Here is a 25634-nt window from a genome sequence, read left to right as displayed (position 1 = left end):
GCAAGGGGGACGCAGCGGATGCCCCGGGCCCAGCGGCCCGGGGCATCCGGCGTCTTCACCGCTCAGGCGCCGTCCCACCAGCGCAGCACCCGCAGCGCGCGAAGGGTCACCCAGCGGCTCGGGAAGCCCTCGCCCTCCTGCTCCATCGCGAACAGCCGAGGGCCCTCGTGGCAGTTCTCGTAGGCGAACATCCCGGTGCCGTCGGCCTTGGCCCGCAGCATCCCGATCGCCTCTTCGAGGCGCTCGTCGCGGCGGTCGACGACCCGGAAGTGGTCGAGGCCTCGGAGGATGTCGTAGAACCAGCGCACCGGGAACGAGAGCATCGTCATGCGGGGATCGGCGACCTCGCCCGTGCTCCTGCGGCGGAAGAGCCGACGTTCGAGCAGATACTCCTCGCCGGCCGCACGCGCAGCACGCGACGCATCGGCGCCGCCGGTGGCCGCCTCCTGTTCGCGCAGTCCCTCCAGCACGCAGATCGTGGAGTGGAACGAGCCGACCTCGCTCTCGGGCGCCCAGCAGTTCCAGCCGCCGTCCGACAGCTGCTGGGCGAGCGTCGTCTCGACGATCTTCTCGACCGGCTCGCCGAAGTACGCGCCTACCGCCATCGCGATGCCGTTGATGCACGGCTCGACCTCGCCGTCGAAGTAGGGCTCGCCGTCGTGCTCCCAGCGCACGTTGTCGCGCACGAGCCCGATCGCGCGCCGCGCCTCGGGGCTGTGCGGATCGAGCCCGTACTCCCACAGCGCCTGCAGCGAGAAGTGCGTCGCCGACCACGCGTCGAAGAACGGCCTCGTCTCGTCGGCCCAGCCGGGGCGGTAGGTGCCGCCGTCCCAGCGGCCGTCGTCGGCCTGTTCCGCCAGCATCCGCCCGCCCCAGCCCTCGGTCGCCACCCGCGCGCGCTCGGCGGCGACCTCGGCCGGCGGCGCATCGAGCAGGTCGCGCATCACCTGCCAGCGGATCGAGGGGTCGCCCTGCAGCAGGTACTCGATGACGGGGTCCATGTCGTGAGGGTACGACCGGGCCCCGACACCGCGACAGCCCGCCCTCGCGTCGAGCGAGGAGATCGCGGCAGGCGAGGACCCGATGCACCGACGCGGCCCTCGCCCCGCGAGATCTCCTCGCCTCGGGCGAGGACGCGTCACAATTCACGGGCGGCGCCCCGCGACCGTGAGAATGGATGCCATGGACTGGCAGACCTCCGAAGACACGGTGCCCAGCGCCCCCGTGACGGAGGCCGACGCGCGCCTGCTGCTGGGGCGCCCCCCGGTCACGGGGGCGTGGCGCGACGGCGACCCCCGCGGAGACCGCCAGTTCGCCGCGTTCGGCGCGTTCCGCACCGAGGGCGGGCGCGAACTGCCCGCCTATCGCCTCGCGTTCGAGACGTGGGGTGAGCTCAACACCGCCCGTGACAACGCCGTGCTGGTGCTGCACGCGCTCACCGGCGACAGCCACGTGCGCGGTCCTGCCGGGCCAGGGCACCCCACCGCCGGCTGGTGGGACGACATCGTCGGCCCTGGGGCGCCCATCGACACCGACCGCTGGTTCGTCGTGGCTCCCAACATGCTGGGCGGATGCCAGGGCTCGACCGGCCCCGCCAGCGTCGGCCCCGACGGCTACGAGTGGGCCTCGCGGTTCCCCTACCTCACGATCCGCGACCAGGTCGCCGCCCAGGTGCAGCTGGCCGACGCGCTCGGCGTCGATGTGTGGGCGGCCGTCATCGGCGGCTCGATGGGCGGCATGCACGCGCTGGAGTGGGCGGTCGGCCACCCCGACCGGCTCGAACGGGTCGCCGTGCTGTCGGCTCCCCCGGTCAACACGGCCGACCAGATCGCGCTGAACTCGGTGCAGCTGGAGGCCATCCGCATCGACCCGCGGTTCGCCGGCGGCGAGTACTACGACGCCGGCGACGGCGACGGGCCCCACCGGGGACTCGCCCTCGCGCGCCGCATGGCGCTTCTGAACTACCGCTCGCCCACCGAGCTGAACCAGCGCTTCCAGCGCTCGTGGCAGTCGGGCGTGAGCCCTCTCGGACACGGCGGGCGGTTCGCGGTGGAGTCGTACCTCGACTTCCACGGCAACAAGTTCACGCGCCGGTTCGACGCCAACACCTACCTGACCCTCGTCGAGGCGATGAACTCGCACGACGTCGGCCGCGACCGCGGCGGCGTCGAGGACGCCCTCGCGCGCGTCACGGCGCGCGCCCTCGTGCTCGGCATCGACAGCGACCGGCTCTTCCCGATCGACGGCCAGCACCGCATCGCCCGCGGCATCGCGACGACCCTCGACGGCGACGAGGCCGTCGTGCTCGTGAGCGACTTCGGCCACGACGGCTTCCTCATCGAGACCCCCGCCGTCGGCCGACACCTCCGGCGTCTGCTGGAGAGCTGATGAATCCGCCGCCGCGGTGCGCCGCGGTCCACGGTCGGTGGCCCCCCCTGGTCGCACTATAGGGCGACTGCGGTGGTCAGCATCCGCAGATTCTGCGACCAACGGGCGTAGTCGGTCGCAGAAGGTGCACCACAGCCGTCCCCCACGCGCACGTAGTGCGACCGGCGGGCCGCGCGGGTCGCAGAACCTGCACCCCAGCCGTCCCCCACCCGCACGTAGTGCGACCGGCAGGCCGCGCGGGTCGCAGAACCTGCACCCCAGCCGGCGCCCACCCGCACCTTCTGTGACCGGCGGGCCGCCGAGGCCGAAGAATCCGACGGATGCTAGCGCGAAACCGCGACGGTCGACCGCTGCTCGACCGCGCCCCGCTCGCTGCGCCGCTGGACGCCGAGGCTCGCAAGCGTCAGCGCGAGGCCGCCGAGCGCGAGGCAGACGCCCACCCAGACCGGAGCGACGAAACCGAAGCCCGCCGCGATGACGACGCCGCCCAGGAACGCGCCGAGCGAGTTGCCGAGGTTCAGCGCCGAGTGGTTGAGGGCGGCGGCGATCGACTGGTTGTCGCCGGCCACGTCCATGAGGCGGGTCTGGATGGTGGGGCTGAGCATCGCCGAGACGAACCCGACCGCGAAGGCGAACACGGCGATCGCGACGATCGCCTGGGCGGTGAGGGCGAGCGCCACCAGCACCGCCGCGAGCGCGAGGTGGCCGAACACGAGCGTGCGCGGCACGTCGCGGTCGGCGAAGTGGCCGCCGGCGAGGTTGCCGAAGGTCATGCCCAGCCCCATGACGACGAGCACGATGGGCACCGCCCACTCGGGAGAGCCGGCGACCTCGGTGATCATGGGCGCGACGTAGCTGTAGACCGCGAAGAACCCGCCGAAGCCGATCGCGCCGATGCCGAGGGCGAACCACACCTGGCCGACGCGGAAGACGCCCAGCTCGGCACGCAGCGTGCGGCCGGGCTGGCCTGGATGATCGGGCACGAACACCGCGATCATGACCGTGGCCAGCGCGAAGATCGCCGCCACGACGCCGAACGCCACGCGCCACCCCGCCTGCTGACCGAGGTAGGTGCCCAGCGGCACCCCGACGACGTTCGCGATCGTGAGGCCCATGAGCACGAAGGCGACACCCTTGGCGCGCTTCCCAGGGCCGAGCACATCGGCGGCCACGAGCGCGCCGATGCCGAAGTAGGCGCCGTGCGGCAGCCCGGCCAGCAGCCGCGACACCGCGACCAGCTCGAAGGTGGGGGCCAGCACCGTGAGCGCGTTGAAGAGGGTGAGGGCTGCGGCGAGGCAGACCATCACGCGGTGCCGCGGGAACCGCGCGACCGACCCGGCGATCGTCGGCGCGCCGATGACGACGCCGAGCGCGTAGAGGCTGATCAGCCAGCCGGCCTGGGCGATGGCGTCTTCGGGGTTCGCGGCCCACGCCGACGGGGCGAGGTCGGCGGCGATCTGGGGCAGCAGCCCCATCACGACGAACTCGGTCATGCCGATGCCGAAGCTGCCGACGGCGAGCGAGAGGAGCGCCCACATCGCCGCACCCCTCGAGAGGTTCGAGGAGGTCATCGCGTCAGAGTACCGGCAGACGCGGGGCCCTGTCGAATCGTTTCGGCCTCAGTCTTCGTCGTCGGTCTCGGCGAGTGCGCGCTCGAGGCGCTCGATCTTGCCGTCGAGCTCGCCGACGTGTCCTGGACGGATGTCGGCCTTGAGCACGAGCGACACGCGCGACCCGAACGGCAGCACCGCCTCGGTGGCGCGCTTGACGACGTCGAAGACCTCGTCCCACTCCCCCTCGAGTTCGGTGAACATCGAGCTCGTGCGGTGCGGCAGCCCCGATTCGCGCACGATGCGCACGGCCGCGGCGACGGCGTCGTGCACCGAGCCGTCGGAGCGGCCGGTGCCGCTCGGGGCGACGGAGAAGGCGATGAGCATGGTGACCTCCCTGGGTCAGACGGACGGAGCGACGGCGGGGATGCGGCGACGCACCGGCATCCGCACGAGATCCACGATCACGAGCACGAGGAAGGCGACCACGAGCGCGTTGCGCAGCGTGAGCGCGGCGACGGCGAGCGGCCGCACCATCAGCAGCTCGAGGTACAGGAACGGGTAGACGACCTGCGTCGTCGCCGCGATCGCGAGCGCGAACAGGGCGGGGCGCCGCCAGCGTCGGCGATCGATGACCAGCCCCATCACCAGCGGCACGACGATCCAGGTCATGTACTGCGGCGAGCCGACCTTGTTGAAGACGATGAAGGTGAGCACGAACGCCAGCGCGAGCGAGGGAAACAGCCGCGCGTAGCTCGCCCCCTGCCAGGAGCGGTAGGCGCCGAGGGCGGCGACGGCGAGCATCGCGATCGCCAGCAGTGGGGTCATCACCGCGATGACGACGTCGACCTGGGGGCCGGCCACCTGGTAGGTGAGCATGTCCTGGTCGTAGTAGACGAACGAGCCGGGCACCCCGGCGGCCGCCTGCCACACGTAGAGCATGCTGACGGGCGCCTCCAGCTGCAGCCCGCGCCCGGTCTGATCGCCGACGAATCCGAAGGCGTTGGCCGCGCCGCCGGCGGCGACGATCGCCCCGAGGGTCACCGCCGACACCAGCACGGCGCCGAGTGCCACCCTCCACCGCCGCCGCAGCGCGATGAACGCGGCCGCCAGCAGCGCCGCGGGCCACACCTTGATCCAGGTCGCGACGGCCAGCAGCGCCGAGCCGACCATCGGGCGCCCCGCCAGCCACAGGCATCCGGCGATCGCCAGCGGGATCGTGATCGCATCGATCCGGTACATCGCGATCGAGCCCAGCAGCAGCGTGTAGGCCAGCCAGAACCAGGCCGCCGTCACGCGTCCGCGCGAGCGGGCTCTGCCCAGCAGCATCCAGAAGCCGAGTGCGTTGCATGCCGTCACGAGGATCGCCCAGGCCAGCTCGTATCCCGCGATCCCGTCGAGAGCGCGAGCGAGCACCATCGGGATCAACGCGAGCTGCGGATACACCCAGGGCTGGTCGATGCCGACGATCGCGATGCCGTCGACGGCCCACTGCGACCAGGGGTCGTAGACGTTCGTGACGTCGCCCATCGGGAGATTCGGGCCGACGAAGCCCAGCACCGCGACGACGACGTGCACGATCGCGAACGCGACCCACAGAGCACCCCGCCTCGACACGTCCCTATCCTCGCAGGTCGCCGGCCACGGTCCGCGCGATCACGGTGGGCAGCGCCTCGGCCACCTCGAGGGCGGCGATCGGTCCGCCCAGCGGCCCACGAGCGGATGCCGCCACCACCGCCGCCTGACCGTGCAGCCACGCCGCGGCGGCAGCCGACGGCCCGAGCGGCGCGTCGGCATCGCGTCGTCCGGCCACGAGGGCTCCGACGATGCCGGCGAGCACGTCACCCGCGCCCGCCGTCGCCAGCCACGGAGTCGCGGCGCGCACCCGCACCGCCCAGCCCGAGGCGTCGGCCACGATCGTGGTGAAGCCCTTGAGCAGCACGGTCGCACCGAGCGCCGCCGCCGTCTCGAGTGCCGCCCGCTCTCGGGCGTCGTCGGAGGCGGATGCGGATGCATCCAGCCCCAGCGACGCACGCAGCCGGGCGTGCTCGCCCGCATGGGGCGTCACGATCAACGGGGCGCGGGCCCCGATGGCGAGGTCGAGGGCGCCCGCATCGACGACGACGGGGACGTCGCCGTCGAGAATGCGCCTCAGCGTTTCGGCCTCGGCGTCGGCGCGGTCTTCCTGGTCGGTGCCCGAGCCGATGACCCACGCCTGCACCCGGCCGTCGGCGGCCACCGTCTCGGGGCGGCGCTGCAGCACGAGATCGGCCGCGCGGGCGGGGCCGAGGTAGCGCACCATGCCCGCACCGGCGCGCCAGGCGGCCTCGACTCCGAGCACCGCGGCGCCCGGGTAGCGCACCGAGCCGGTGCGCATGCCGACGACGCCTCGGGAATACTTGTCATCCGATGCCGTTGGCACCCGCAGGAGCGCGGCCGTGTCGGTGTCGCTCCACGGGCCCGCATCCATGGGCGCCACGATACCTTCGACCCCTCGGAAAGGCCTTGATGAGCCTGCTGTTCTCGCCCTTCACCGTCCGCGACGTCACGATGCGCAACCGGCTGTGGGTCTCGCCCATGTGCCAGTACAGCGCCGTCGACGGCGTGCCGAACGAGTGGCACCACACCCACCTCGCGCAGTTCGCGAACGGCGGTGCGGGACTCGTGATGGCCGAGGCTGCCGCCGTGTCGGCCGAGGGCCGCATCTCGCCCGACGACGTCGGCCTCTACACCGACGCGCACCGCGACGCGTGGGCCCCGATCGTCGCGGCGATCGCCTCGCGCGGTGCCGTGCCCGCGGTGCAGCTCGCGCACGCGGGTCGAAAGGCGTCGACCTACTCGCCGTTCGCGGCGGGCCGGGGCTCGGTGCCCGCCGCGGAGGGCGGCTGGGAGGCCGTCGGCCCCTCCGCGGTCGCGTACGAGGGCTACGCGGTGCCGCACGAGCTCGATCTCGAGGGCATCGACAAGGTCGTCGCCGACTTCGCCGCCGCCGCGCGACGGGCGCTGGAGGCCGGCTTCGTCGTGCTCGAGGTGCACGCGGCGCACGGCTACCTGCTGCACGAGTTCCTCTCGCCGCTGTCGAATCTGCGCACCGACGCGTACGGCGGATCCCTCGAGAACCGCGCGCGGCTGCTGCTGCGCGTGATCGACGCAGTCCGAGAGGTCGCGCCCTCCGCGCCGCTGTTCGTGCGGTTCTCCGGCACCGATTGGGCAGACGGCGGCTGGAGCGTCGACGACACGATCGAGGTGGCCCGCTGGGCCGCAGAGCACGGCGCCGACTTCTTCGACATCTCCAGCGGCGGCCTGGTCGCCCATCAGCACATCGTGCCCGAGCCCGGCTACCAGGTGGGGCTGGCGGCCCGCGTGCGCCGCGAGGCCGGGGTGCCGGTCAACGCCGTCGGCCTCATCGACACGGGCGCGCAGGCCGAGCAGGTGCTGCAGGCCGGCGACGCGGATGCCGTCATGTCAGGCCGCGAGTGGCTGCGCGACCCGCACTACGCCCTGCGCGCCTCGGTCGAGCTCGGAGTCGAGCTCGACTACTGGCCGCCGCAGTACGTGCGCGCCCGCCGTCGCGGCTGAGCCCCGGCGGCGCCGAGCCCTGGGCCGGCACGGCCGAGCCCCGGCGCCGATTCAGGAGCTCTCGCCGAGGCAGGACGTTCGGCATCCGAAACGTCCTGCCTCAGCCGAGTCACCTGAATCGGCGACGACGGCGGATGCTGTCGCCCGCGGCGCGGTCAGCGCGCGCGCCGCGTGGCGTCTTCGATCTCGCCGATGAGCTCCTCGATGATGTCCTCGAGGAAGAGCACGCCGGTGACCCGGCCCTGCGGATCGCGGACCTGGGCGAGGTGTCGCCCCGTGCGACGCATGAGCGCGAGCGCATCCTCGAGGTCGGTCCCCTCGGTGACCGGCACCATGTGGTGGATGCGCTTGGGCGGGATCGGCCGGGCGACGTCGGCCGACGCCGTCGGGCCTTCGGCCGCGCGCAGCACGTCCTTCAAGTGCACGTAGCCGACCGGGGTGGCGGCGGCATCCACGATCACATAGCGCGAGAACCCGTGCTGGGCGACGGCGCGTTCGATCTCGTCGGGGGTCGTCGAGGTCGGCAGCGTCACGAGCGAGGCGAGCGGCACCGCGATGTCGGCGGCCTTCTTGTCGGTGAACTCGACCGCTGCGGCGACCGTGCCTGCCGCGTCGTCGAGGACGCCCTCGATGCGCGACTGGTTCACGATCGTGGCGACCTCCTCGAGCGTGAAGGTCGAGGCGGCCTCGTCCTTCGGCTCGACCCGGAACAGCCGCACGATGTGGTTGGCGATCCAGTTGAGCGTGACGATCACGGGATGGAAGAGCTTCGAGACCCACACAAGCGGCGTCGCGAGCATGAGCACGGCGCGGTCGGGAAGCGAGAACGCGAGGTTCTTGGGCACCATCTCGCCGAACACGACGTGCAGATACGACACCAGCAGCAGCGTGATGACGAACGCGACGGTGTCGACGACACCCTCGCTGAGCGCCGTGAGACCCAGCGGCACCGCCAGCAGGTGGTGGATCGCCGGCTCAGAGACGTTCAGGATCAGCAGCGAGCAGATCGTGATGCCGAGCTGGCTGGTCGCCAGCATGAGGGTGGCGTGCTCCATGGCGTACAGGGCCGTCTTGGCCGACCGCACGCCCTTCTCCACGAGCGGCTCGATCTGCGAGCGGCGTGCCGAGATGACGGCGAACTCCGCCCCGACGAAGAAGGCGTTGCCAAGCAGCAGTACGACCAGCCACGCGAGTCCTGCCCAATCGCTCATCGCAGCTCACCCCCCTCGGCGGCATCGGCCGGCACGGGAGTGGGAACGAACCGGATGCGGTCGACGCGGCGGGCGTCCATGCGCACGACCTCCAGCATCCCGTCGTCGATCGCGACGGTGTCGCCCACGACCGGGATGCGCTCCAGCTCGCTCATGATGAACCCGCCGACGGTGTCGTAGACATCGCCCTCCGGCACGCGGATGCCGGTGCGATCGCGCAGCTCGTCTGGCCGCAGCTCGCCGGGCAGCACGAGGGAGTCGGCCGTGCGCACGATGCCGGCCTGGCGGCGATCGTGCTCGTCGAGCACCTCGCCGACGATCTCTTCGACGAGGTCTTCCAGCGTCACGATGCCGGCGGTGCCGCCGTACTCGTCGACGACGATGGCGGCCTGGTAGCCGCGCCCTCGCAGCTCCGCCACGAGCGCGTCGAGGTGAACGGCCTCGGGCACACGCAGCGGTTCGGTGGCCAGCGCCCCGGCAGGAACCTCGGCGCGGCGATCGCGCGGCACGCCGATGGCTGCCTTGAGGTGCACGACGCCGGTGATGTCGTCCATCGACTCGCCGTAGACGGGGAAGCGGCTGTGGCCGGTGCGACGGGCGAGTTGCACGACGTCTTCTGCCGTGTCATCGGACGAGAGGGCGTGGATGCTGGGGCGCGGCGTCATGACGTCGGCCGCGGTGAGCCTGGCGAAGGTGAGGCTGCGGTCGAGCAGGGTCGCGGTGTCCTCCTCGAGCACGCCGGCGCTGGCCGAGCGTCGCACGAGGCTCGAGAGCTCTTCGGCGGTGCGGGCGCCCGACAGCTCTTCCTTCGGCTCGATGCCCATGGCGCGCAGCACCGCGTTGGCGCTGCCGTTGAGCACGACGATCGCCGGCTTGAACACCGTCGTGAACGCCACCTGGAAGGGCATCACGAGCTTGGCCGTCTGCCGCGGGATCGCGAGGGCGAAATTCTTGGGCACGAGCTCGCCGATGATCATCGAGAAGATCGTGGCGATCGCCACGCCGATGATCGAGGCGAGCGTGACGGTGACCGCCTCGGGCCACCCCCACTGCGTGAACACGGGCCGCAGCAGGTTCGAGATCGCCGGCTCCATCGTGTAGCCGGTGAGCAGCGTCGTGAGCGTGATGCCCAGCTGCGCGCTGCTGAGGTGGGTCGAGGTGATCCGCAGTGCGCTGATGGTCAGCGACAGGCGGGACTCGCCTGCCTGCTGACGCGCCTCGAGATCCGCGCGATCGAGGTTGACGAGTGCGAACTCACTCGCGACGAACAGTCCTGTTCCGACTGTGAGCAGAAGCCCCACGCCCAACATGACGTAATCCATCACGCAACACCCCCTTCACGGGAGGCGGGTCGGTGGGGCGAGGGTCTACTGGGAGGGTCGTCCATTGTCCGGCAAGTCTACGGGATGCCGGGCCGCCGCATCCCTGAGAACCTCTCGACCGCGCAGCGCCGGCTACCAGCTGACTGGGAGCGCCTTGCCCTCTTCGTAGCCCGCGGCCGACTGCAGGCCCACGAGCGCCTGCTCGTGGAACTGCGCCACGGTGCCCGCGCCGGCATAGGTGAACGACGAGCGCACGCCCGAGGTGATCATGTCGAGCAGGTCCTCGACGCCGGGGCGCAGCGGGTCGAGGTAGATCTTCGACGACGAGATCCCCTCGGCGAACAGCTCCTTGCGGGCCAGCTCATACGGGTCGAGCCGACCGAAGCGCTCGTGCACGGCCTTGGTGGAGGCCATGCCCCACGACTCCTTGTAGGCCCGCCCCGCACCGTCGACCTGCAGCTGTCCCGGTGCCTCGATCGTGCCGGCGAACCACGAGCCGATCATGACGGATGCCGCACCCGCCGCCAGCGCCAGCGCGACGTCGCGGGGGTAGCGCACGCCGCCGTCCGCCCACACGTGGGCTCCGACGGCTCGCGCAGCCTCGGCTGTCTCGAGCACGGCCGAGAACTGCGGCCTGCCGACGGCGGTCATCATGCGGGTCGTGCACATCGCGCCGGGGCCGACGCCGACCTTGAGGATCGTGGCGCCCGCGCCCACCAGGTCGCCCACGCCGTCGGCGGTGACGATGTTGCCCGCCGCGATCGGGATGCCCAGGTCGAGCGCGCTCACCGTCGCGAGCGCCCGCAGCATCCCCTCCTGGTGACCGTGCGCGGTGTCGACGACCAGCACGTCGACGCCGGCGGCGGCGAGAGCCTGCGCCTTGGCCGCCACGTCGCCGTTGATGCCGACCGCGGCGGCGACGATGAGCCGGCCGTCGGCGTCGACGGCGGGGCGGTAGAGCGTCGAGCGCAGGGCGCTGCGCCGCGAGAGGGTGCCCACGACGAAGCCGTGATGCAGCACGCACACCGTCTCGGCCTCGGTCGCCACGATGAGGTCGAACGCGTGCCGTGCGCTCTCGACGTCGTCGGCGTCGATCGAGGCGGTGCGTCCGCGGGCGAGGTCGCCCAGCCGCGCGTCCGACAGCGCCGTGCCCAGGCGCGTCGCCGGCACGATCCCCAGCACATCGTCGATCTTCAGACGCCCGTCGGATGCGGTGCCCACCACGATCCCGTGGCCTTCGGTGGCCGGCAGCAGCCGCGCCGCCTCGGCGACCGTCGCGTCGGGCGGCAGCACGAGCGGGGTGTCCCACGGCACGGGCTGGTCCTTGACCCAGCGGATCGCGGCATCCAGCTCCTGCAGCGGCATGTCCTGCGGCAGCACGCCCAGCCCTCCGCGGCGGGCGAGGGTGGCCGCGAGTCGCGGACCGGTCACCGAGTTCATGTTGGCCGAGACCAGCGGAAGGGTGGCTCCCGTTCCGTCGCCGGGGGCGAGGTCCACGTCGAGCCGACTCGTCACCTCCGAGCGCCGCGGCACGAGGAAGACGTCGGAATAGGTCAGGTCGACGGTGGGCTGATCGCCGTAGAACTCCATTCCGTCAAGGTTAGCGATCTTTCCTGTACGGAAAATGATGCGGATTTGTGTCCCCTGAGCAGTTCCTGCTCCCACGGATCGGCCAGGCAGACTGGGTTAGGCTTATCAGTCGTGCGTGTGGCGCTCACGCCCGCACGTTCCCACAGTCTTCAGGAAAGCAGGCGATCCAGCGTGTCGAGTCAGCTGACGGGCGTCGGGGTATCGAGCGAAGGGGAGTTCGGGGCCAACGAATGGCTCGTGGACGAACTCTACGAGCAGTACAAGGTCGACAAGAACTCGGTGGACAAGGCATGGTGGCCCGTCCTCGAGGCCTACCGACCGGTCGACACCGAGAACACGGCACCCGAGACCGCGACCGCGGCAGCCCCCGCCCCCGCCGCGCCGGCCGCGCAGCCGCCCGCATCCCGTCCGATGACGGCGCCCATCGCCGTGATCGGCGCCCAGCCGGTCGCCCGCACGACGGCGCGCCCCGCCTCGCCGCAGCCGATCCCCGCCCAGGCCCCGAAGGCCGAGCCCTCGGTCGGCGAGCAGAGTGGCGAAGAAGACAAGGTCAGCGTGCTGCGCGGCATGACCAAGACGCTCGCGGCCAACATGGACGAGTCGCTCACCGTGCCCACCGCCACGAGCGTGCGCACCGTGCCGGCCAAGCTCATGATCGACAGCCGCATCGTGATCAACAACCACATGTCGCGCACCCGCGGCGGCAAGGTGAGCTTCACGCACCTCATCGGCTGGGCCATCATCCAGGCGCTCAAGGAGTTCCCGAGCCAGAACGTGTTCTATGCGGAGGTCGACGGCAAGCCCGCCGTCGTCGCCCCCGCCCACGTCAACCTCGGCATCGCGATCGACCTGCCCAAGCCCGACGGCACCCGCGCCCTTATGGTGCCGAGCATCAAGCGGGCCGACACCCTGACCTTCGGCGAGTTCCTGGCCACCTACGAAGACCTCGTCGGCCGCGCCCGCAACAACAAGCTCACCGCCGCCGACTTCCAGGGCACGACGATCTCGCTGACCAATCCCGGCGGCATCGGCACGGTGCACTCCGTGCCCCGCCTCATGAAGGGCCAGGGCTGCATCGTCGGCGCCGGCGCCCTCGAGTACCCCGCCGAGTTCCAGGGCTCGAGCGAGAAGACCCTCGTCGAGCTCGGCATCGGCAAGACGATCACCCTCACCAGCACCTACGACCACCGCGTCATCCAGGGCGCGGGCTCGGGCGAATTCCTCAAGAAGGTGCACGAGCTGCTCATCGGCCAGCGCGGCTTCTACGAGGGCATCTACTCGTCGCTGCGCATCCCCTACGCTCCGATCCACTGGGCCAGCGACATCAACGTCGACCTCGCCGAGCGGGTCGACAAGACCGCGCGTGTGCAGGAGCTCATCAACTCGTTCCGCGTGCGCGGGCACCTCATGGCCGACATCGATCCGCTCGAGTACGTGCAGCGCACGCACCCCGACCTCGAGATCGAGAACCACGGCCTGACCTTCTGGGACCTCGACCGCGAATTCGTCACGAACGGCTTCGGCGGCCGCCGCCAGATGAAGCTGCGCGACATCCTCGGTGTGCTCCGCGACTCGTACTGCCGCACGCTCGGCATCGAATACATGCACATCCAGGATCCCGAGCAGCGCGCGTGGTTCCAGGAGCACGTCGAGGTCAAGTACCAGAAGCCCGGCCACGACGAGCAGATGCGCATCCTCGACAAGCTCAACCAGGCCGAGGCGTTCGAGACGTTCCTGCAGACCAAGTACGTCGGCCAGAAGCGCTTCAGCCTCGAGGGCGGCGAATCGCTCATCCCGCTTCTCGACGAGGTGCTCCGAGGGGCCGCACAGTCGGGTCTCGACGGGGCCGCGATCGGCATGGCCCACCGCGGCCGACTGAACGTGCTCACCAATATCGCCGGCAAGACCTACGGCCAGGTGTTCCGTGAGTTCGAGGGCTCCGTCGCCGTCGGCAGCAAGAGCGGCTCGGGCGATGTGAAGTACCACCTCGGCACCGAGGGCACGTTCGTCGACGAGAACGGCACCGAGCTTCCCGTCTATCTCGCCGCCAACCCCTCGCACCTCGAGACCGTCGACGGCGTGCTCGAGGGCATCGTCCGCGCCAAGCAGGACCGCAAGCCCATCGGCACGTTCTCGTGGCTGCCCGTCATCGTCCACGGCGACGCCGCCTTCGCCGGCCAGGGGGTCGTTGTCGAGACGCTGCAGATGTCGCAGCTGCGCGGCTACCGCACCGGCGGCACCGTGCACATCGTCGTCAACAACCAGGTCGGGTTCACGACCCTCCCCCAGGACGGGCGCAGCTCCGTCTACGCGACCGACGTCGCCAAGACGATCCAGGCGCCGATCTTCCACGTCAACGGCGACGACCCCGAGGCCGTCGTGCGCGTCGCGCAGCTCGCGTTCGCCTACCGCGAGCGCTTCCACCGCGACGTCGTCGTCGATCTCGTCTGCTACCGCCGCCGCGGTCACAACGAGGGCGACGACCCGTCGATGACCCAGCCGCTGATGACCAACCTGGTCGAGGCCAAGCGCTCGGTGCGCCGCCTGTACACCGAGTCGCTCGTCGGCCGCGGTGACATCACCGAAGAGGAATACGAGCAGGCCAAGGCCGACTTCCAGTCACGCCTGGAGGTCGCCTTCACCCAGACGCACGCGGCCGAGACGGGCACGTCGGTCATCGTCGCGGCGGATGCTGCCGAGCAGGTCGTCGGCGAGCCCGAGACCACCGGCATCCCGCTCGAGGTCGTGCACCTGATCGGCGACGCGTTCGTCAACAAGCCCGAGGGCTTCACGGTGCACAACAAGCTGCAGCAGCTGCTCGACAAGCGCCTCGACATGAGCCGCAACGGCGGCTTCGACTGGGCTTTCGGCGAGCTGATGGCGTTCGGCTCGCTCCTGGTGGAGGGAACCTCGGTGCGCCTTGCCGGGCAGGACTCCCGCCGCGGCACGTTCGTCCAGCGCCACTCGGTGCTGCACGACCGCGCGAACGGCCAGGAGTGGCTGCCGCTGACCAACCTCTCCGAGAACCAGGGACGGTTCTGGGCCTACGACTCGCTCCTGAGCGAATACGCCGCGATGGGCTTCGAATACGGCTACTCGGTCGAGCGGGCCGACGCCCTCGTGCTGTGGGAGGCGCAGTTCGGCGACTTCGCCGACGGCGCGCAGACCGTCATCGACACGTACCTGTCGGCGGCCGACCAGAAGTGGGGCCAGCAGTCGAGCGTCGTGCTTCTTCTCCCCCACGGCTACGAGGGTCAGGGACCCGACCACTCGTCGGCGCGCATCGAGCGCTATCTGCAGCTGTGCGCGCAGGACAACATGACCGTCGCGCGTCCGTCGACTCCCGCGTCGTACTTCCACCTGCTTCGTCGGCAGGCCTACGCGCGTCCCCGCCGCCCCATGGTCGTGTTCACGCCGAAGGCGATGCTGCGGCTGCGAGGTGCCACCAGCCCCGTGGAGGACTTCACGAAGGGCCGGTTCGAGCCGGTGCTCGACGACGACCGCTCCATCGACAAGTCGGCCGTCAAGCGCGTGCTGCTGCACTCGGGCAAGATCCACTGGGACCTCAAGGCCGAGCTCGAGAAGAACCCGAACCCCGAGATCGCCCTCGTGCGCCTCGAGCAGTTCTATCCGTCGCCCGTCGCCGAGCTCAACGGCGTGATCGACAGCTACCCGAACGCCGAGCTGGTCTGGGTGCAGGACGAGCCGGAGAACCAGGGTGCCTGGCCCTTCATCGCGCTCGAGATCGTCAAGCACCTGCACGGGCGCACGATCCGCCGGGTCTCGCGTCCGTCCGCAGCCTCGACGGCGACCGGGTCGTCGAAGGTGCACGCCGTCGAGCAGGCCGCGATCATGCAGAAGGCGCTGACGCTCTGACCGGCGCACCCCGGTGAACATCACCGTCGTCCACAATCCGGCGGCTCGGGGCGCGGCGCCGTCGGCGACCGTCACCTCGGCGATCGCCCGGCTGCGCGCCGACGGCCACACGATCACGACCGTCAGCGGCGGCAGCGCCGCCGAGACCACCCGGCTGGTCGCCGCCGCCGTCGCCGACGGCACCGACGCGGTGGTCGCCGCCGGCGGCGACGGCACGATGCACCTCGCGCTGCAGGTGCTCGCCGGCACCGATGTGCCGCTGGGACTGCTGCCGGTGGGCACGGGCAACGACATGGCCGAGACCCTCGGCATCCCCGAACTCGACCCAGACGCGGCGGCCGCTCTCATCACGGCCGGCCACACCCGTCGCATCGATCTCGGCCGCGTGCACCGCACCGACGGCACCTCCGTGGTGTTCGGCACGGTGCTGGCCAGCGGCTTCGATTCGGCCGTCAACGAGCGGGCGAACCGCATGCGCTTCCCCCGCGGTCGCCTGCGCTACAAGGTCGCGCTGCTGCTCGAGTTCCTCGTGCTCCGAGGCGCCGACTACACCCTCGACATCGACGGCGAGCGGGTCACCGGCCACTTCGTGGTCGCCGCGATCGGCAACGGCGGACGCTACGGCGGCGGCGTGCCGATCTGCCCGTACGCGGACCTCGGCGACGGGATGCTCGATGTCACCGTCGTGCGCCACACGGGACGCCTGCGGCTGCTGCGTCTGCTGCCGACGGTCTACCGCGGCACGCACACGGCGCTGCCCGACGTGCTGACCTTCCGCGCACGCCGCGTCGGCATCGCCGCGGCGGGGCTGACCGCGTGGGCAGACGGCGACCCGCTCGGGGCGCTGCCGGTCGCCGTGGAGTGCGTGCCGGCCGCCGTGCGGGTCTTCGCGCCCGTCAGTGGGTCTGCTGGATCTCCCGCAGCCGACTGAGCACCTGGTCGCGCAGCTCTTCTGGCGCCGCCTCCTTGCACGCCCGCGCGACCACCTCGGTCAGCGTGCGCGCGACGAGCGCCTCGTTCTGGCAGTCCGGGCAGTTCGCCAGATGCTCCCGGATGTCGGCGTGCTGGGTCTTGCACACCTCATGACGCAGGTACTCCTCCAGGTCGCGTCGCGCTTTGTCGCAGCCGCAGTCGCTCATTTCGTGCTCCTTGTCGCGGCGGTGATGCCGCGCTCCTTCGCGTAATCGGCGAGCAGGTCACGCAGCATCCGCCTGCCACGGTGCAGGCGGCTCATGACCGTGCCGATGGGGGTCTTCATGATGTCGGCGATCTCCTGGTAGGCGAAGCCCTCGACGTCGGCGAGGTACACCGCCAGCCGGAAGTCCTCCGGAATGGACTGCAGCGCGTCTTTGACCACCGAGGCCGGCATGTGGTCGATGGCCTCGGCCTCTGCCGACCGGCTGGAGGTCGCCGTCGTCGATTCGGCGCCGCCGAGCTGCCAGTCCTCGAGCTCGTCGATCGTGCCCTGGTAGGGCTCGCGCTGCTTCTTGCGGTAGGTGTTGATGTAGGTGTTGGTGAGAATGCGGTACAGCCACGCCTTGAGGTTCGTGCCCTGCGTGAAGGTCGCCCACGACGCGAACGCCTTGACGAACGTCTCCTGCACGAGATCAGCGGCGTCTGCCGGATTGCGCGTCATGCGCATCGCGGCGGCATAGAGCTGATCCATGAAGGGCAGAGCCTGCTCTTCGAACTGGACGCGCGGATCCTGCGCGAGTGCCTCGTCGGTCATCACGCGCCAGTCTACGTCGGGGGCGTGCTCCCATCCGGGTTCACTCAACTCCGGCGGCATCAAGGTCGCGATCATCCGGCTCCTCGCCTTTCGGGTTCAGTAGGGTAGAACCCGATGACGGCAGGACTGTATTCCCACTCCCCCGGTCCGAGCACACGGGGACGCTGGGATGCGCCCGTCGCAGGCGGCCCGCTCCACTCGACGCTCACGGTGCCCGGCTCCAAGTCGCTCACCAACCGCGAGCTGATCCTCGCCGCCCTCGCCGACGGCCCCAGCCGGCTCATCGCGCCGCTGCACTCCGACGATTCGCAGCGCATGATCGAGGCACTGCGCACCCTGGGCGTCGGCATCGCCGCCGAGCCCGGCCGCGGCACGTTCGGCGACGACCTCGTGATCACCCCGGTCTGGCCCCTGCGCGGCGATGCGCTCGTCGACTGCGGGCAGGCCGGAACCGTCATGCGCTTCGTCGCCCCGCTCGCGGGCTTCGCACAGGGCGAGGTCACCCTGACCGCGCACGAGAGCGCGCTGCATCGCCCCATGGGCGCCATGATCAAGGGGCTGCGCGACGCCGGCGTCGACATCGACGACGGCGGACGATGGATGCTGCCATTCAGCGTGCGCGGTCACGGTCACGTGCGCGGCGGCGAGGTCGTCATCGATGCGAGCGCCTCGAGCCAGTTCGTCTCCGGGCTGCTGCTGGCGGCGGCGCGGTTCGATGTCGGGCTGCGCCTCATCCACTCCGGCGAGCGCCTGCCCTCGATCCCGCACATCGACATGACAGTCGAGGCGCTCGGACACCGCGGCGTGCACGTCGAGCGGCCGCGCCAGGGCGAATGGGTCGTCCCCGCCGGCGCTCTGCGCGGCAAAGAGGTCGCGATCGAGCCCGACCTGTCGAACGCCGCTCCCTTCCTGGCCGCGGCGATGATCGCGGGCGGCTCGGTGACGATCACGGGCTGGCCGGCGCATTCGACGCAGCCCGGCCACCTGCTCTCCGACATCCTCGCCGTCATGGGCGCGCGCGTCTCGCGCCGCGGCGGCGCCCTCACCGTGGCCGCCGGCCCCCGGATCAGCGGCGTCGACCTCGACCTGTCGGCCGTCGGCGAGCTGACTCCGACCCTCGTGGCGCTGGCGGCCTTCGCCGACGCGCCCAGCGAGTTCCACGGCATCGGGCACATCCGCGGGCACGAGACCGACCGCATCGCGGCCCTCGTCGGCGAGCTGCGCAGGCTCGGCGGCGAGGCCCACGAACTCGACGACGGCATCCGCATCGTTCCGACGCCGCTGCACGGAGGCACCTGGCACGCGCACCACGACCACCGCCTCGCGACCACCGGTGCTCTCGTCGGACTCGCCGTGCCCGGCGTCGTCATCGACGACATCGGCACGACCGCCAAGACCATGCCGCAGTTCCCGCAGCTGTGGCAGCAGATGCTCGACGGCGTCGACGCGACCCGCAGCCTGGTGCCGTGACGACGAGGGCGGCGTCATGAGCTGGCTCGACCCCGACGAAGACGACGACGATCTCGGCTTCGACGAGAGCGACATCCGGGTGCGGCCCAACCCCAAGGCGAACCGCCCCAGGACCAAGCGCCGCCCCGCGCACGCCGACGCGCAGATCGGGCGCATCCTCGGCGTCGACCGCGGCCGCTACAGCGTGCTGATCGACGAAGACGGCCCCGACGAGCACGAGGCGATCGCCATGCGGGCGCGCGAGCTGCGCAAGCAGGCGATCGTGACGGGAGACCGCGCGCGCGTGGTCGGAGACACCACCGGCGAAGAGGGCACCCTCGCCCGCATCGTCGGCATCGAGGAGCGCACGTCTCTGCTGCGTCGCAGCGCCGACGACACCGACCAGGTCGAGCGGGTCGTCGTCGCCAACGCCGATCAGATGCTCGTCGTGGTCGCCGCGGCCGACCCCGAGCCCAGGGCGCGGCTGGTCGACCGTTACCTCATCGCCGCGCTGGATGCCGGCATCCGTCCCCTCCTGGTGGTCACCAAGACCGATCTGGCCGACCCGGCCGAGTTCCTCGCGCACTTCGACGGCATCGACCTGGAGGTGTTCACCTCGGCGCGCCTCGACATGCCGCTGCGGCGCATCGGTGCGGCGCTGGAGGGCCATTCGACGGTGTTCGTGGGCCACTCCGGTGTCGGCAAGTCGACCCTCGTGAACGCCCTGGTGCCTTCGGCGCAGCGGGCGACGGGACACGTCAACGAGGTCACGGGGCGCGGGCGGCACACGTCGAGCTCGACGGTCTCGCTGCGCTATCACGGGCAGGGTGGCAACGGCTGGGTCATCGACACCCCCGGTGTGCGCTCTTTCGGCCTCGGCCACATCGATCCGGCCAGCATCCTCGCCGCCTTCACCGATCTCGCCGTCGTCGCCGAGGAGTGCCCTCGGGGATGCACGCACCTGCCGGACGCCCCCGATTGCGCGATCGTCGAGGCCGTCGACGAGGGCAGGCTGGGCCCCCGCGGCGCCGCGCGACTGGACTCCCTGCAGCGACTGCTGCAGACCTTCGCCGACAAAGCCGACGACACCCGAAAGTAGACTGGAGGCATGACGTCCCCCCGTCTCGAACCCGGTTCCCTCGCGCCCGCCTTCACGCTCGCAGACCAGGACGACCGCCCCGTCGCCCTGAAAGACCTGCGCGGCGGCAAGGTGATCCTCTTCTTCTACCCCGCGGCGATGACGCCCGGGTGTACGACGCAGGCCTGCGATTTCCGCGACAGCCTCGCCCCGCTGCAGGCGGCCGGCTACACCGTGCTGGGCATCTCGCGCGACGACACCGCGAAGCTGCGGGAGTTCCGTGAGCGCGACGGCCTGGACTACGAGCTTCTCAGCGACCCCGACCACCGCGTGCACACCCGCTACGGCGTGTGGGGCGACAAGCTCAACTACGGCAAGGTCGTCCAGGGCGTCACCCGCTCGACCTTCGTGCTCGATGAGAAGGGCCGCATCTCGCACGCCCTCTACAACGTCAAGGCGACCGGGCACGTCGCGCGGCTGCGCCGGCTCCTCGAGGTCTGACCTACTCCGGGTCGGCGGATGCGGCATCCTTGCCGCCGGCCGCGACGGCGAGCACCAGAACTACCAGCACGATGATCGCCGGCACCGCGAGGATCAGGCCCGTGCTCGGGTGCGCATAGGCGCCGGTGGCCGCGCCACCGGCGACGGCGAGGATGAGCAGCTGCGTCACGATGCCGCCCGATCGGCCCCACGAGGCGCCGCGCCAGGCCGCCCCGGCGAACGCGGCGACGCCCGCGACGCCGGCGATCGAGAGCACGACCAGCGCGATCGCGCTGTCGATCGACTCGGTGTCGCCCGCGAGCAGTGCCATCAGCTGCCAGACCACCAGCACGGCGAGCCCGACCGCTTCCAGCCCGAGGAGCACCGCTCCGAGCCGTGACCACGCGTTTGTCCGCACCGCTGCCGATCTCCTCGTTCTCCCGGATTCCCTTTGTCGGAACCCTCCAGCTCACAGGGGGAACACTCAGCAACCGGCGCACAAAACGCCCGGTTCACCCTTGATTCACCTCGGCGCCCTATGGGAGCATGGATAGGCAGTGTGCTCCCACAGCGGCGTGGGGCGAGCCATCGGCTCGCACTCCACACCAGGGTATCGGACCCGAACCGAACCCCCTCACACCCCAACTTCCACGCAACAAGGAGCACCCCCATGGACTGGCGCGACAAGGCCGCCTGCCTCACCGTCGACCCCGAGCTTTTCTTCCCGGTCGGAAACACCGGCCCCGCGGTCGACCAGATCGAGAAGGCCAAGTCGGTCTGCGCCCGGTGCACGGTCACCGAGATCTGCCTGCAGTACGCCCTCGAGACCGGTCAGGACTCGGGCGTGTGGGGCGGCCTCTCCGAAGACGAGCGTCGCGCGCTCAAGCGCCGCGCCGCCCGCGCCCGCCGCGCGAGCTGACGCTGCTCACGGCACGATCGGGATCTGCTCGGTCGTCGGCCGCTGCGCGATGTATCGCAGCGGGATGTCGATCGTGACCTCGGTGCCCGAGCCCATGATGGTGTGCCAGTCGATCGTGCCGCCCAGCTCTCCCTGGATGAGGGTGCGCACGATCTGGGTGCCCAGCCCGCGTCCGACCTGACCCTCGGGCAGGCCCGAGCCGGTGTCCCTGACCCTCACCTCGAGACGCTCGTCGCTGCGCTCGGCGATGATCTCCACGTCGCCCTCCTGACCGGCGAGGCCGTGCTCGACGGCGTTGGTGACCAGCTCGGTCAGCGCCAGCGCGAGCGGCGTCGCGTATTCGCTGGGCAGCGTGCCGAACCTGCCGCTCGTGTGCGTGCGCGCGCGGGTGCTGGGCGCGGAGGCGACCTCGGCGACGAGCTTGAGCACGCGGTCGAACACCTCGTCGAAGTCGACCTTCTGCGCGAGCCCCTCCGACAGGGTGTCGTGCACCACGGCGATCGACGAGACCCGGCGCATCGCCTGGGTGAGCGCCTCGCGCGCCTCGTCGGTGTGCGAACGGCGCGCCTGGATGCGAAGCAGCGACGCGACGGTCTGCAGGTTGTTCTTGACCCGGTGGTGGATCTCGCGGATCGTCGCGTCCTTGGTGATGAGCTCCTGCTCCTGGTGGCGGATCTCGGTGACATCGCGGCACAGCACGATCGCACCGACGCGGGTGCCGTTGTCGCGCAGCGGAATCGTGCGCAGCGACACCGTGACCCCTCGCGCCTCGAGGTCGGCGCGCCAGGGCGCCCGCCCGGTGACGACGACGGGGAGCGACTCGTCGAACTGCCGCTTGTCGGGGAGGATCCTGGTCACCACCTCGACCAGCGACTCCCCCTCCAGCTCGTCGTCGAAGCCGAGGCGGTTGAACGCCGAGAGCGCGTTGGGGCTCGCGAAGGTCGTGATGCCGTCGACGTCGAGCCTGATGAGCCCGTCGGAGGCGCGCGGAGCGCCTCGCCGAGGCGAGGTGGGCGCCGAGAGGTCGGGGAACGATCCCGCGGTGACCATGCCGAACAGTTCGTCGGCGCAGTCGTTGAACGTGATCTGCTGACGCGAGGGCGTGCGCGCCTCGCCCAGGTTGGTGTGGCGCGTGAGCACGCCGATCGGCTGTGGCACCTGGCCCGGCACGACCACGCGCGCGATCGGCACGGCCCGCACGCGCGTCGGGGTCTCTTCGAACCAGTCCGGCGACGCGGAGTCGACGATGCGGCCCGTCGTGAACGCGTCCCGCACCTGCGTGCGCCACTGCGGGCGCACGAGGTCGCCGACGATGTCGCGGTAGAACAGGGTCGCCGCCCCCGACGGGCGGGTGTGCGCGACGGCGACGAACGAGTCGTCGGCCGTCGGCACCCAGATCACGATGTCGGCGAAGGCCAGGTCGGCCAGCAGCTGGCCGTCGCCGGCGAGGCGGTGGAGCCACTCGATGTCGGCCTGCGAAGACCGCCCCTGGGCATTGACGAGATCGCTGAGCGTCGACACATCCCCAGCTTAGGGCGGGAGGATGCCGTCACTCAGCGCGCGAACGCGGGTTCTGCCGTGCGGCGGCGGCGCCCGATGGCCCGCCGGCGCAGATCGACGGCGTCTGGGGCGGTCGTCGGCACGAGCACCTCGCCCACGAACCGACGGATCGCCGCGGTCAGCGCCGACTTCGGTGCGACCTCGGCGATGGGCCGTGCCTGCAGCAGAGCGGCGTCTGCCGACCGTGGGTCGGTCGGAAGAAACCAGACCTCCGAGACCCCGCCGAACCGCTCGAGCGTGCGCCGCACCTGGCCGCGGGCGTCGATGCCGAGGGTGCCGGGGCGCAGGCGATTGGCGACCACCGCGACCGGCGTGGCACCCACCGTCGCGCGCAGCTCCGGATAGGCCCGCAAGAACCTCGACACGCCGACCGGGTCGGCACCGACCACCGCGATCACGATGTCGGCCGCGGCGAGGGCCGCCAGCGTCGCCGCATTCCGCCGCACGTTGCCGAAGTCGCTGACGATCTCTTCGTCGCGCTCCAGCGAGGCCGCGACGTCGACGACGGTGAAGGCGGCCCATTCGCGGCACGCCGCGAGCACCGCCCCGACACGGTCCGACGTGAGCTCGGGCCAGCGAGCCGGCCGATTGATGCCGGTGAGCACGTCGAGGGTCGAGCCCTCCGGCGACAGGGCGATGCGGCTGAGCTCCCGCGCGTCGAGTTCGCCGCGCTCGGCCTGCCGGCACGCCGCCGCGAAGCCTGGACCCTCGTCGGCGAGTCCGAGCGCCAGGGCGAGCGACGGGGCATGGGAGTCGGCATCCGCCAAGGCGACATGGCGTCGGCCACGGGCGAGTTCGACCGCCAGCTCGATCGCGACCGTCGTGCGCCCCGGCGACCCAGCGGCACCCCAGACGGCGATCACCGTGCCCGGCGGGCGCGCGGCGCCTGCCGCCGGCGGCGCCACCACCGGGGCACGCACCGCCTCGGCGAGCCTGTGCGGCTCGATGTCGTACGCGAGTGCGGGCGGCAGGGCATAGAGCTCGGTCAGCCGATCGCTCCCGTCCGCGCCGACAGGGACGATGCGCACGCCCCGCCGATCGCACAGCCGCACCGCGCCGGCGGTGAGCGCCGCGCGACCCACCTGCAGCACGACGGCATCGGCCTGTGCGAGTGCATCGGCGACGAGGTCGGCCTCATCGCCGCGCAGCTCGTCGTCGGCCATCGCCGCGATCGCCGTCGACGGCACGACGGCGAGAACCACGACCCCCGCGCGGGTCAGCCCAGCCGCGATGCCCTGGCCCACCGGCGCATCGACGGCGACCACGACGGAGGTCACTGCTCGCTCCCCACCGCCGGCACCGCCGACAGCGCCGCGCCGTCGGCGATCGCGGCGAGCACCGCGGCGACGTCGGCGCGCGGCACGACGAGCTCGAGCGCCGTCTCACCGCCGCCGAGCATCGAGTCGTCTCGCGTGACCTGCACCACGGTCGCGTCGGGCACGAGGATCCTCGGGGCGTCGAACCCGCCATCGTCGGCCGGGGGCGCCGACCAGACCTCGACCGTCGAGCCGGTCGCGACCGAGACGGGGACATCCACCGAGGTGCGCACCACGACCCGCGTCGTGGCGGCGGCGTCGGTCGCCCCGACGGCGCTGGTCGGAACGAGTTCGCCGCGCGAGATCGTGCGCACCGCCACGGCACCGTCTTCGAACGACACCGGGTCGAGGTAGGCGCCGGACAGCTGGCCGAGTGCGACCTCGACCACGTCGAAGTCCGCCGACGTGAGGGCCTCGCCCGGCACGATCGTGCGCGCCGCCGCGAACACCGGGACGGTCTGGCGCGCCGCCGTGACCACGAACCACACCCCCGCGATCGAGACGGCGATGAGCACGAGGCCCAGCACGAACCGGATGTCGCCCCAGAACGCCCGTGGGCGTGCGACGACGAAAGGGACGGCGATCATGCCCCCATGGTGGCGCACACCGAGAATCCGGGTCGGAGGTTATCCACAGCACCGGCGCGGGGCGGCCGGGTTCGGGTACCCGGAGCGATAATGGGCGCATGCCAGAGGACCCCAGCGGCGACGACCGTCGCCTGGCACCGGCGCAGGTCGCAGAACTGCTCGGAATCGAGGTGGACGAGGTGATGGAGCTCGTGCGCCAGCGACGCCTGCGCGGCCAGCGCCTGGGATCGCCCGCCCAGTGGCGCATCGAAGAGCTCAGCGTCGCCGACTACCTCGACGACCAGGCCGAGGAGGCTCGGCGCATGGCGCTGTGGCGGCAGTCCAATGCCGCGAGCTTTCCCGAGCTGTGGGGCAGCGGCCGCAGAGCCAAGCCCGAGTAGCAGCGACGCTCAGCCGTGCACCGACGCCCCGTCGAGCCTGATCCACGAGACGCCGGCGAAGGGGACGATGCGAAAGCCGGTGACCGCGTCGCTGCGCCTGACCGCGCCAGGCTCGTGCAGGGCGAGGTCGAGGTGGTCGACTCCGGCGCGATCGACCGTGCCTGTCAGCATCCGCCCCTGCGTCAGATGCACGCTGACACCCGCACGGCGCCGCACGAGATCGCGCAGCACGAAGCCGAAGGTGATGCGGTCACTGAGACCCCCTGCCGCGGCCGCGGGCCTGGCGCTGCGCAGCAGCTCGGCGTGCGGCAGGCCCACGGCGCCGATGCCGCCCAGCGGCGCCAGCACGGCCGAGGATCGCCGTTCCACCGGCTGGAGGGCGACCCAGTCGCACCCGACCCCCGTGATCCCCGCGGTCAGCACGGTGCCGTCGGTGAACTCGACCGAGATGCTCCCGGCCGTCTCGCCCTGGTGCGCGAGCATCTGCAGTCGTTCGCGCAGACTCACCCGCGACAGGCGCAGCCGCTCGGCCTCGGTGTCGAGCACGGCACGCTCGGCCTCCCACTCCGAGGCGAGCTGATCCTCGAGATCGTCGAAAAAGCGGTCCCAGCGCACGCGAT

Annotated in this window: 24 protein-coding genes; 9 read left to right on the top strand and 15 right to left on the bottom strand. The window is 71.3% G+C overall.

Annotation, left to right across the window (positions count from 1 at the left end; genetic code table 11):
* Nucleotides 1–62: 62 nt before the first annotated feature.
* A complete protein-coding gene (locus OAW74_RS02665; RefSeq protein WP_262872786.1) occupies nt 63–1001 on the bottom strand; it encodes a hypothetical protein in 939 nt (312 codons plus the stop codon).
* 181 nt (nt 1002–1182) lie between these two features.
* Between OAW74_RS02665 and metX the strand changes: the two genes are divergently transcribed.
* Nucleotides 1183–2388 carry a homoserine O-acetyltransferase MetX gene (metX, locus tag OAW74_RS02660; protein WP_262872785.1) on the top strand — a complete coding sequence of 402 codons (1206 nt, stop codon included), beginning with the start codon at nt 1183–1185 and terminating at the stop codon, nt 2386–2388.
* A 323-nt stretch (nt 2389–2711) separates the two neighbouring features.
* On the opposite strand, the gene OAW74_RS02655 is transcribed toward metX, so the two are convergent.
* From OAW74_RS02655 to OAW74_RS02640, 4 genes are read right to left on the bottom strand one after another with little or no spacing between them, the layout of a single operon-like run.
* Nucleotides 2712–3959, bottom strand: a complete 1248-nt coding sequence (locus tag OAW74_RS02655; RefSeq protein WP_262872784.1) for an MFS transporter — start codon at nt 3957–3959, stop codon at nt 2712–2714.
* A 48-nt stretch (nt 3960–4007) separates the two neighbouring features.
* The gene (locus OAW74_RS02650) at nt 4008–4325 is read right to left on the bottom strand and encodes a thiamine-binding protein (RefSeq protein ID WP_262872783.1); all 318 of its coding nucleotides are present in this window, start codon (nt 4323–4325) and stop codon (nt 4008–4010) included.
* A gap of 15 nt (nt 4326–4340) precedes the next feature.
* A complete protein-coding gene (locus OAW74_RS02645; protein WP_262872782.1) occupies nt 4341–5555 on the bottom strand; it encodes a glycosyltransferase 87 family protein in 1215 nt (404 codons plus the stop codon).
* A 4-nt stretch (nt 5556–5559) separates the two neighbouring features.
* A complete protein-coding gene (locus OAW74_RS02640) occupies nt 5560–6417 on the bottom strand; it encodes an ADP-dependent NAD(P)H-hydrate dehydratase (RefSeq protein WP_378733229.1) in 858 nt (285 codons plus the stop codon).
* A 29-nt stretch (nt 6418–6446) separates the two neighbouring features.
* Here OAW74_RS02640 and OAW74_RS02635 point away from each other — a divergent pair, with 29 nt between their 5' ends.
* Nucleotides 6447–7517, top strand: a complete 1071-nt coding sequence (locus tag OAW74_RS02635; protein WP_262872780.1) for an NADH:flavin oxidoreductase/NADH oxidase — start codon at nt 6447–6449, stop codon at nt 7515–7517.
* Nucleotides 7518–7672: 155 nt separating this feature from the next.
* On the opposite strand, the gene OAW74_RS02630 is transcribed toward OAW74_RS02635, so the two are convergent.
* The 3 genes from OAW74_RS02630 to guaB1 form a co-directional block, all read right to left on the bottom strand.
* A complete protein-coding gene (locus tag OAW74_RS02630) occupies nt 7673–8728 on the bottom strand; it encodes a hemolysin family protein (protein WP_262872779.1) in 1056 nt (351 codons plus the stop codon).
* Complete coding sequence (locus OAW74_RS02625) at nt 8725–10050, bottom strand: hemolysin family protein (protein WP_262873905.1); 1326 nt, start codon at nt 10048–10050, stop codon at nt 8725–8727. The genes OAW74_RS02630 and OAW74_RS02625 overlap by 4 nt, the downstream gene beginning before the upstream one ends.
* A gap of 132 nt (nt 10051–10182) precedes the next feature.
* A complete protein-coding gene (gene guaB1, locus OAW74_RS02620; RefSeq protein WP_262872778.1) occupies nt 10183–11640 on the bottom strand; it encodes a GMP reductase in 1458 nt (485 codons plus the stop codon).
* A 171-nt stretch (nt 11641–11811) separates the two neighbouring features.
* Here guaB1 and OAW74_RS02615 point away from each other — a divergent pair, with 171 nt between their 5' ends.
* Both OAW74_RS02615 and OAW74_RS02610 read left to right on the top strand, forming a co-directional pair.
* A complete protein-coding gene (locus OAW74_RS02615; RefSeq protein ID WP_262872777.1) occupies nt 11812–15516 on the top strand; it encodes a multifunctional oxoglutarate decarboxylase/oxoglutarate dehydrogenase thiamine pyrophosphate-binding subunit/dihydrolipoyllysine-residue succinyltransferase subunit in 3705 nt (1234 codons plus the stop codon).
* Between the two features lie 13 nt (nt 15517–15529).
* On the top strand, nt 15530–16447 hold the full coding sequence (locus tag OAW74_RS02610; RefSeq protein ID WP_262872776.1) for a diacylglycerol kinase: 918 nt from the start codon (nt 15530–15532) through the stop codon (nt 16445–16447).
* Here the strand turns inward: OAW74_RS02610 and OAW74_RS02605 are convergent.
* Together OAW74_RS02605 and OAW74_RS02600 are read right to left on the bottom strand one after the other, a co-directional pair.
* Entirely contained in the window at nt 16413–16655 is a 243-nt protein-coding gene (locus tag OAW74_RS02605; protein WP_262872775.1) for a zf-HC2 domain-containing protein, read from the bottom strand. The two genes, OAW74_RS02610 and OAW74_RS02605, sit on opposite strands and share 35 nt — an antisense overlap.
* Entirely contained in the window at nt 16652–17320 is a 669-nt protein-coding gene (locus tag OAW74_RS02600; RefSeq protein WP_316250201.1) for a sigma-70 family RNA polymerase sigma factor, read from the bottom strand. The genes OAW74_RS02605 and OAW74_RS02600 overlap by 4 nt, the downstream gene beginning before the upstream one ends.
* A 39-nt stretch (nt 17321–17359) precedes the next feature.
* Between OAW74_RS02600 and aroA the strand changes: the two genes are divergently transcribed.
* Genes aroA through bcp form a run of 3 tightly spaced genes read left to right on the top strand, consistent with a single transcriptional unit; the run spans nt 17360 to nt 20273 of the window.
* Entirely contained in the window at nt 17360–18715 is a 1356-nt protein-coding gene (gene aroA / locus OAW74_RS02595; RefSeq protein WP_262872773.1) for a 3-phosphoshikimate 1-carboxyvinyltransferase, read from the top strand.
* Between the two features lie 16 nt (nt 18716–18731).
* Nucleotides 18732–19793, top strand: coding sequence for a ribosome small subunit-dependent GTPase A (gene rsgA / locus OAW74_RS02590; RefSeq protein WP_262872772.1), 1062 nt, complete (start codon nt 18732–18734; stop codon nt 19791–19793).
* Between the two features lie 9 nt (nt 19794–19802).
* Entirely contained in the window at nt 19803–20273 is a 471-nt protein-coding gene (gene bcp, locus OAW74_RS02585; RefSeq protein WP_262872771.1) for a thioredoxin-dependent thiol peroxidase, read from the top strand.
* Nucleotide 20274: 1 nt separating this feature from the next.
* Here bcp and OAW74_RS02580 read toward each other — a convergent pair whose 3' ends face one another.
* Nucleotides 20275–20637 carry a histidine kinase gene (locus OAW74_RS02580; protein WP_262872770.1) on the bottom strand — a complete coding sequence of 121 codons (363 nt, stop codon included), beginning with the start codon at nt 20635–20637 and terminating at the stop codon, nt 20275–20277.
* A 285-nt stretch (nt 20638–20922) separates the two neighbouring features.
* On the opposite strand from OAW74_RS02580, the gene OAW74_RS02575 reads away from it, so the two are divergent.
* On the top strand, nt 20923–21171 hold the full coding sequence (locus OAW74_RS02575) for a WhiB family transcriptional regulator (protein ID WP_018171995.1): 249 nt from the start codon (nt 20923–20925) through the stop codon (nt 21169–21171).
* A 6-nt stretch (nt 21172–21177) separates the two neighbouring features.
* Here OAW74_RS02575 and OAW74_RS02570 read toward each other — a convergent pair whose 3' ends face one another.
* From OAW74_RS02570 to OAW74_RS02560, 3 genes are read right to left on the bottom strand one after another with little or no spacing between them, the layout of a single operon-like run.
* On the bottom strand, nt 21178–22692 hold the full coding sequence (locus OAW74_RS02570) for a sensor histidine kinase (protein WP_262872769.1): 1515 nt from the start codon (nt 22690–22692) through the stop codon (nt 21178–21180).
* A gap of 32 nt (nt 22693–22724) precedes the next feature.
* A complete protein-coding gene (locus OAW74_RS02565; protein WP_262872768.1) occupies nt 22725–24008 on the bottom strand; it encodes an AAA family ATPase in 1284 nt (427 codons plus the stop codon).
* The gene (locus OAW74_RS02560) at nt 24005–24634 is read right to left on the bottom strand and encodes an SAF domain-containing protein (protein WP_262872767.1); all 630 of its coding nucleotides are present in this window, start codon (nt 24632–24634) and stop codon (nt 24005–24007) included. Before OAW74_RS02560 ends, OAW74_RS02565 begins: the two co-directional genes overlap by 4 nt.
* 98 nt (nt 24635–24732) lie before the next feature.
* On the opposite strand from OAW74_RS02560, the gene OAW74_RS02555 reads away from it, so the two are divergent.
* Complete coding sequence (locus OAW74_RS02555; RefSeq protein WP_262872766.1) at nt 24733–25014, top strand: helix-turn-helix domain-containing protein; 282 nt, start codon at nt 24733–24735, stop codon at nt 25012–25014.
* A 9-nt stretch (nt 25015–25023) separates the two neighbouring features.
* Here OAW74_RS02555 and OAW74_RS02550 read toward each other — a convergent pair whose 3' ends face one another.
* A complete protein-coding gene (locus OAW74_RS02550; protein ID WP_262872765.1) occupies nt 25024–25629 on the bottom strand; it encodes a hypothetical protein in 606 nt (201 codons plus the stop codon).
* Between the last annotated feature and the right edge of the window lie 5 nt (nt 25630–25634).

It is taken from the genome of Microbacterium fluvii (assembly GCF_025515205.1).
Classification (GTDB): Bacteria; Actinomycetota; Actinomycetes; order Actinomycetales; family Microbacteriaceae; genus Microbacterium; species Microbacterium fluvii.
The sequence above is the reverse complement of the archived record's forward strand: the minus strand, read 5'-3'. Positions and strand labels throughout refer to the sequence as shown.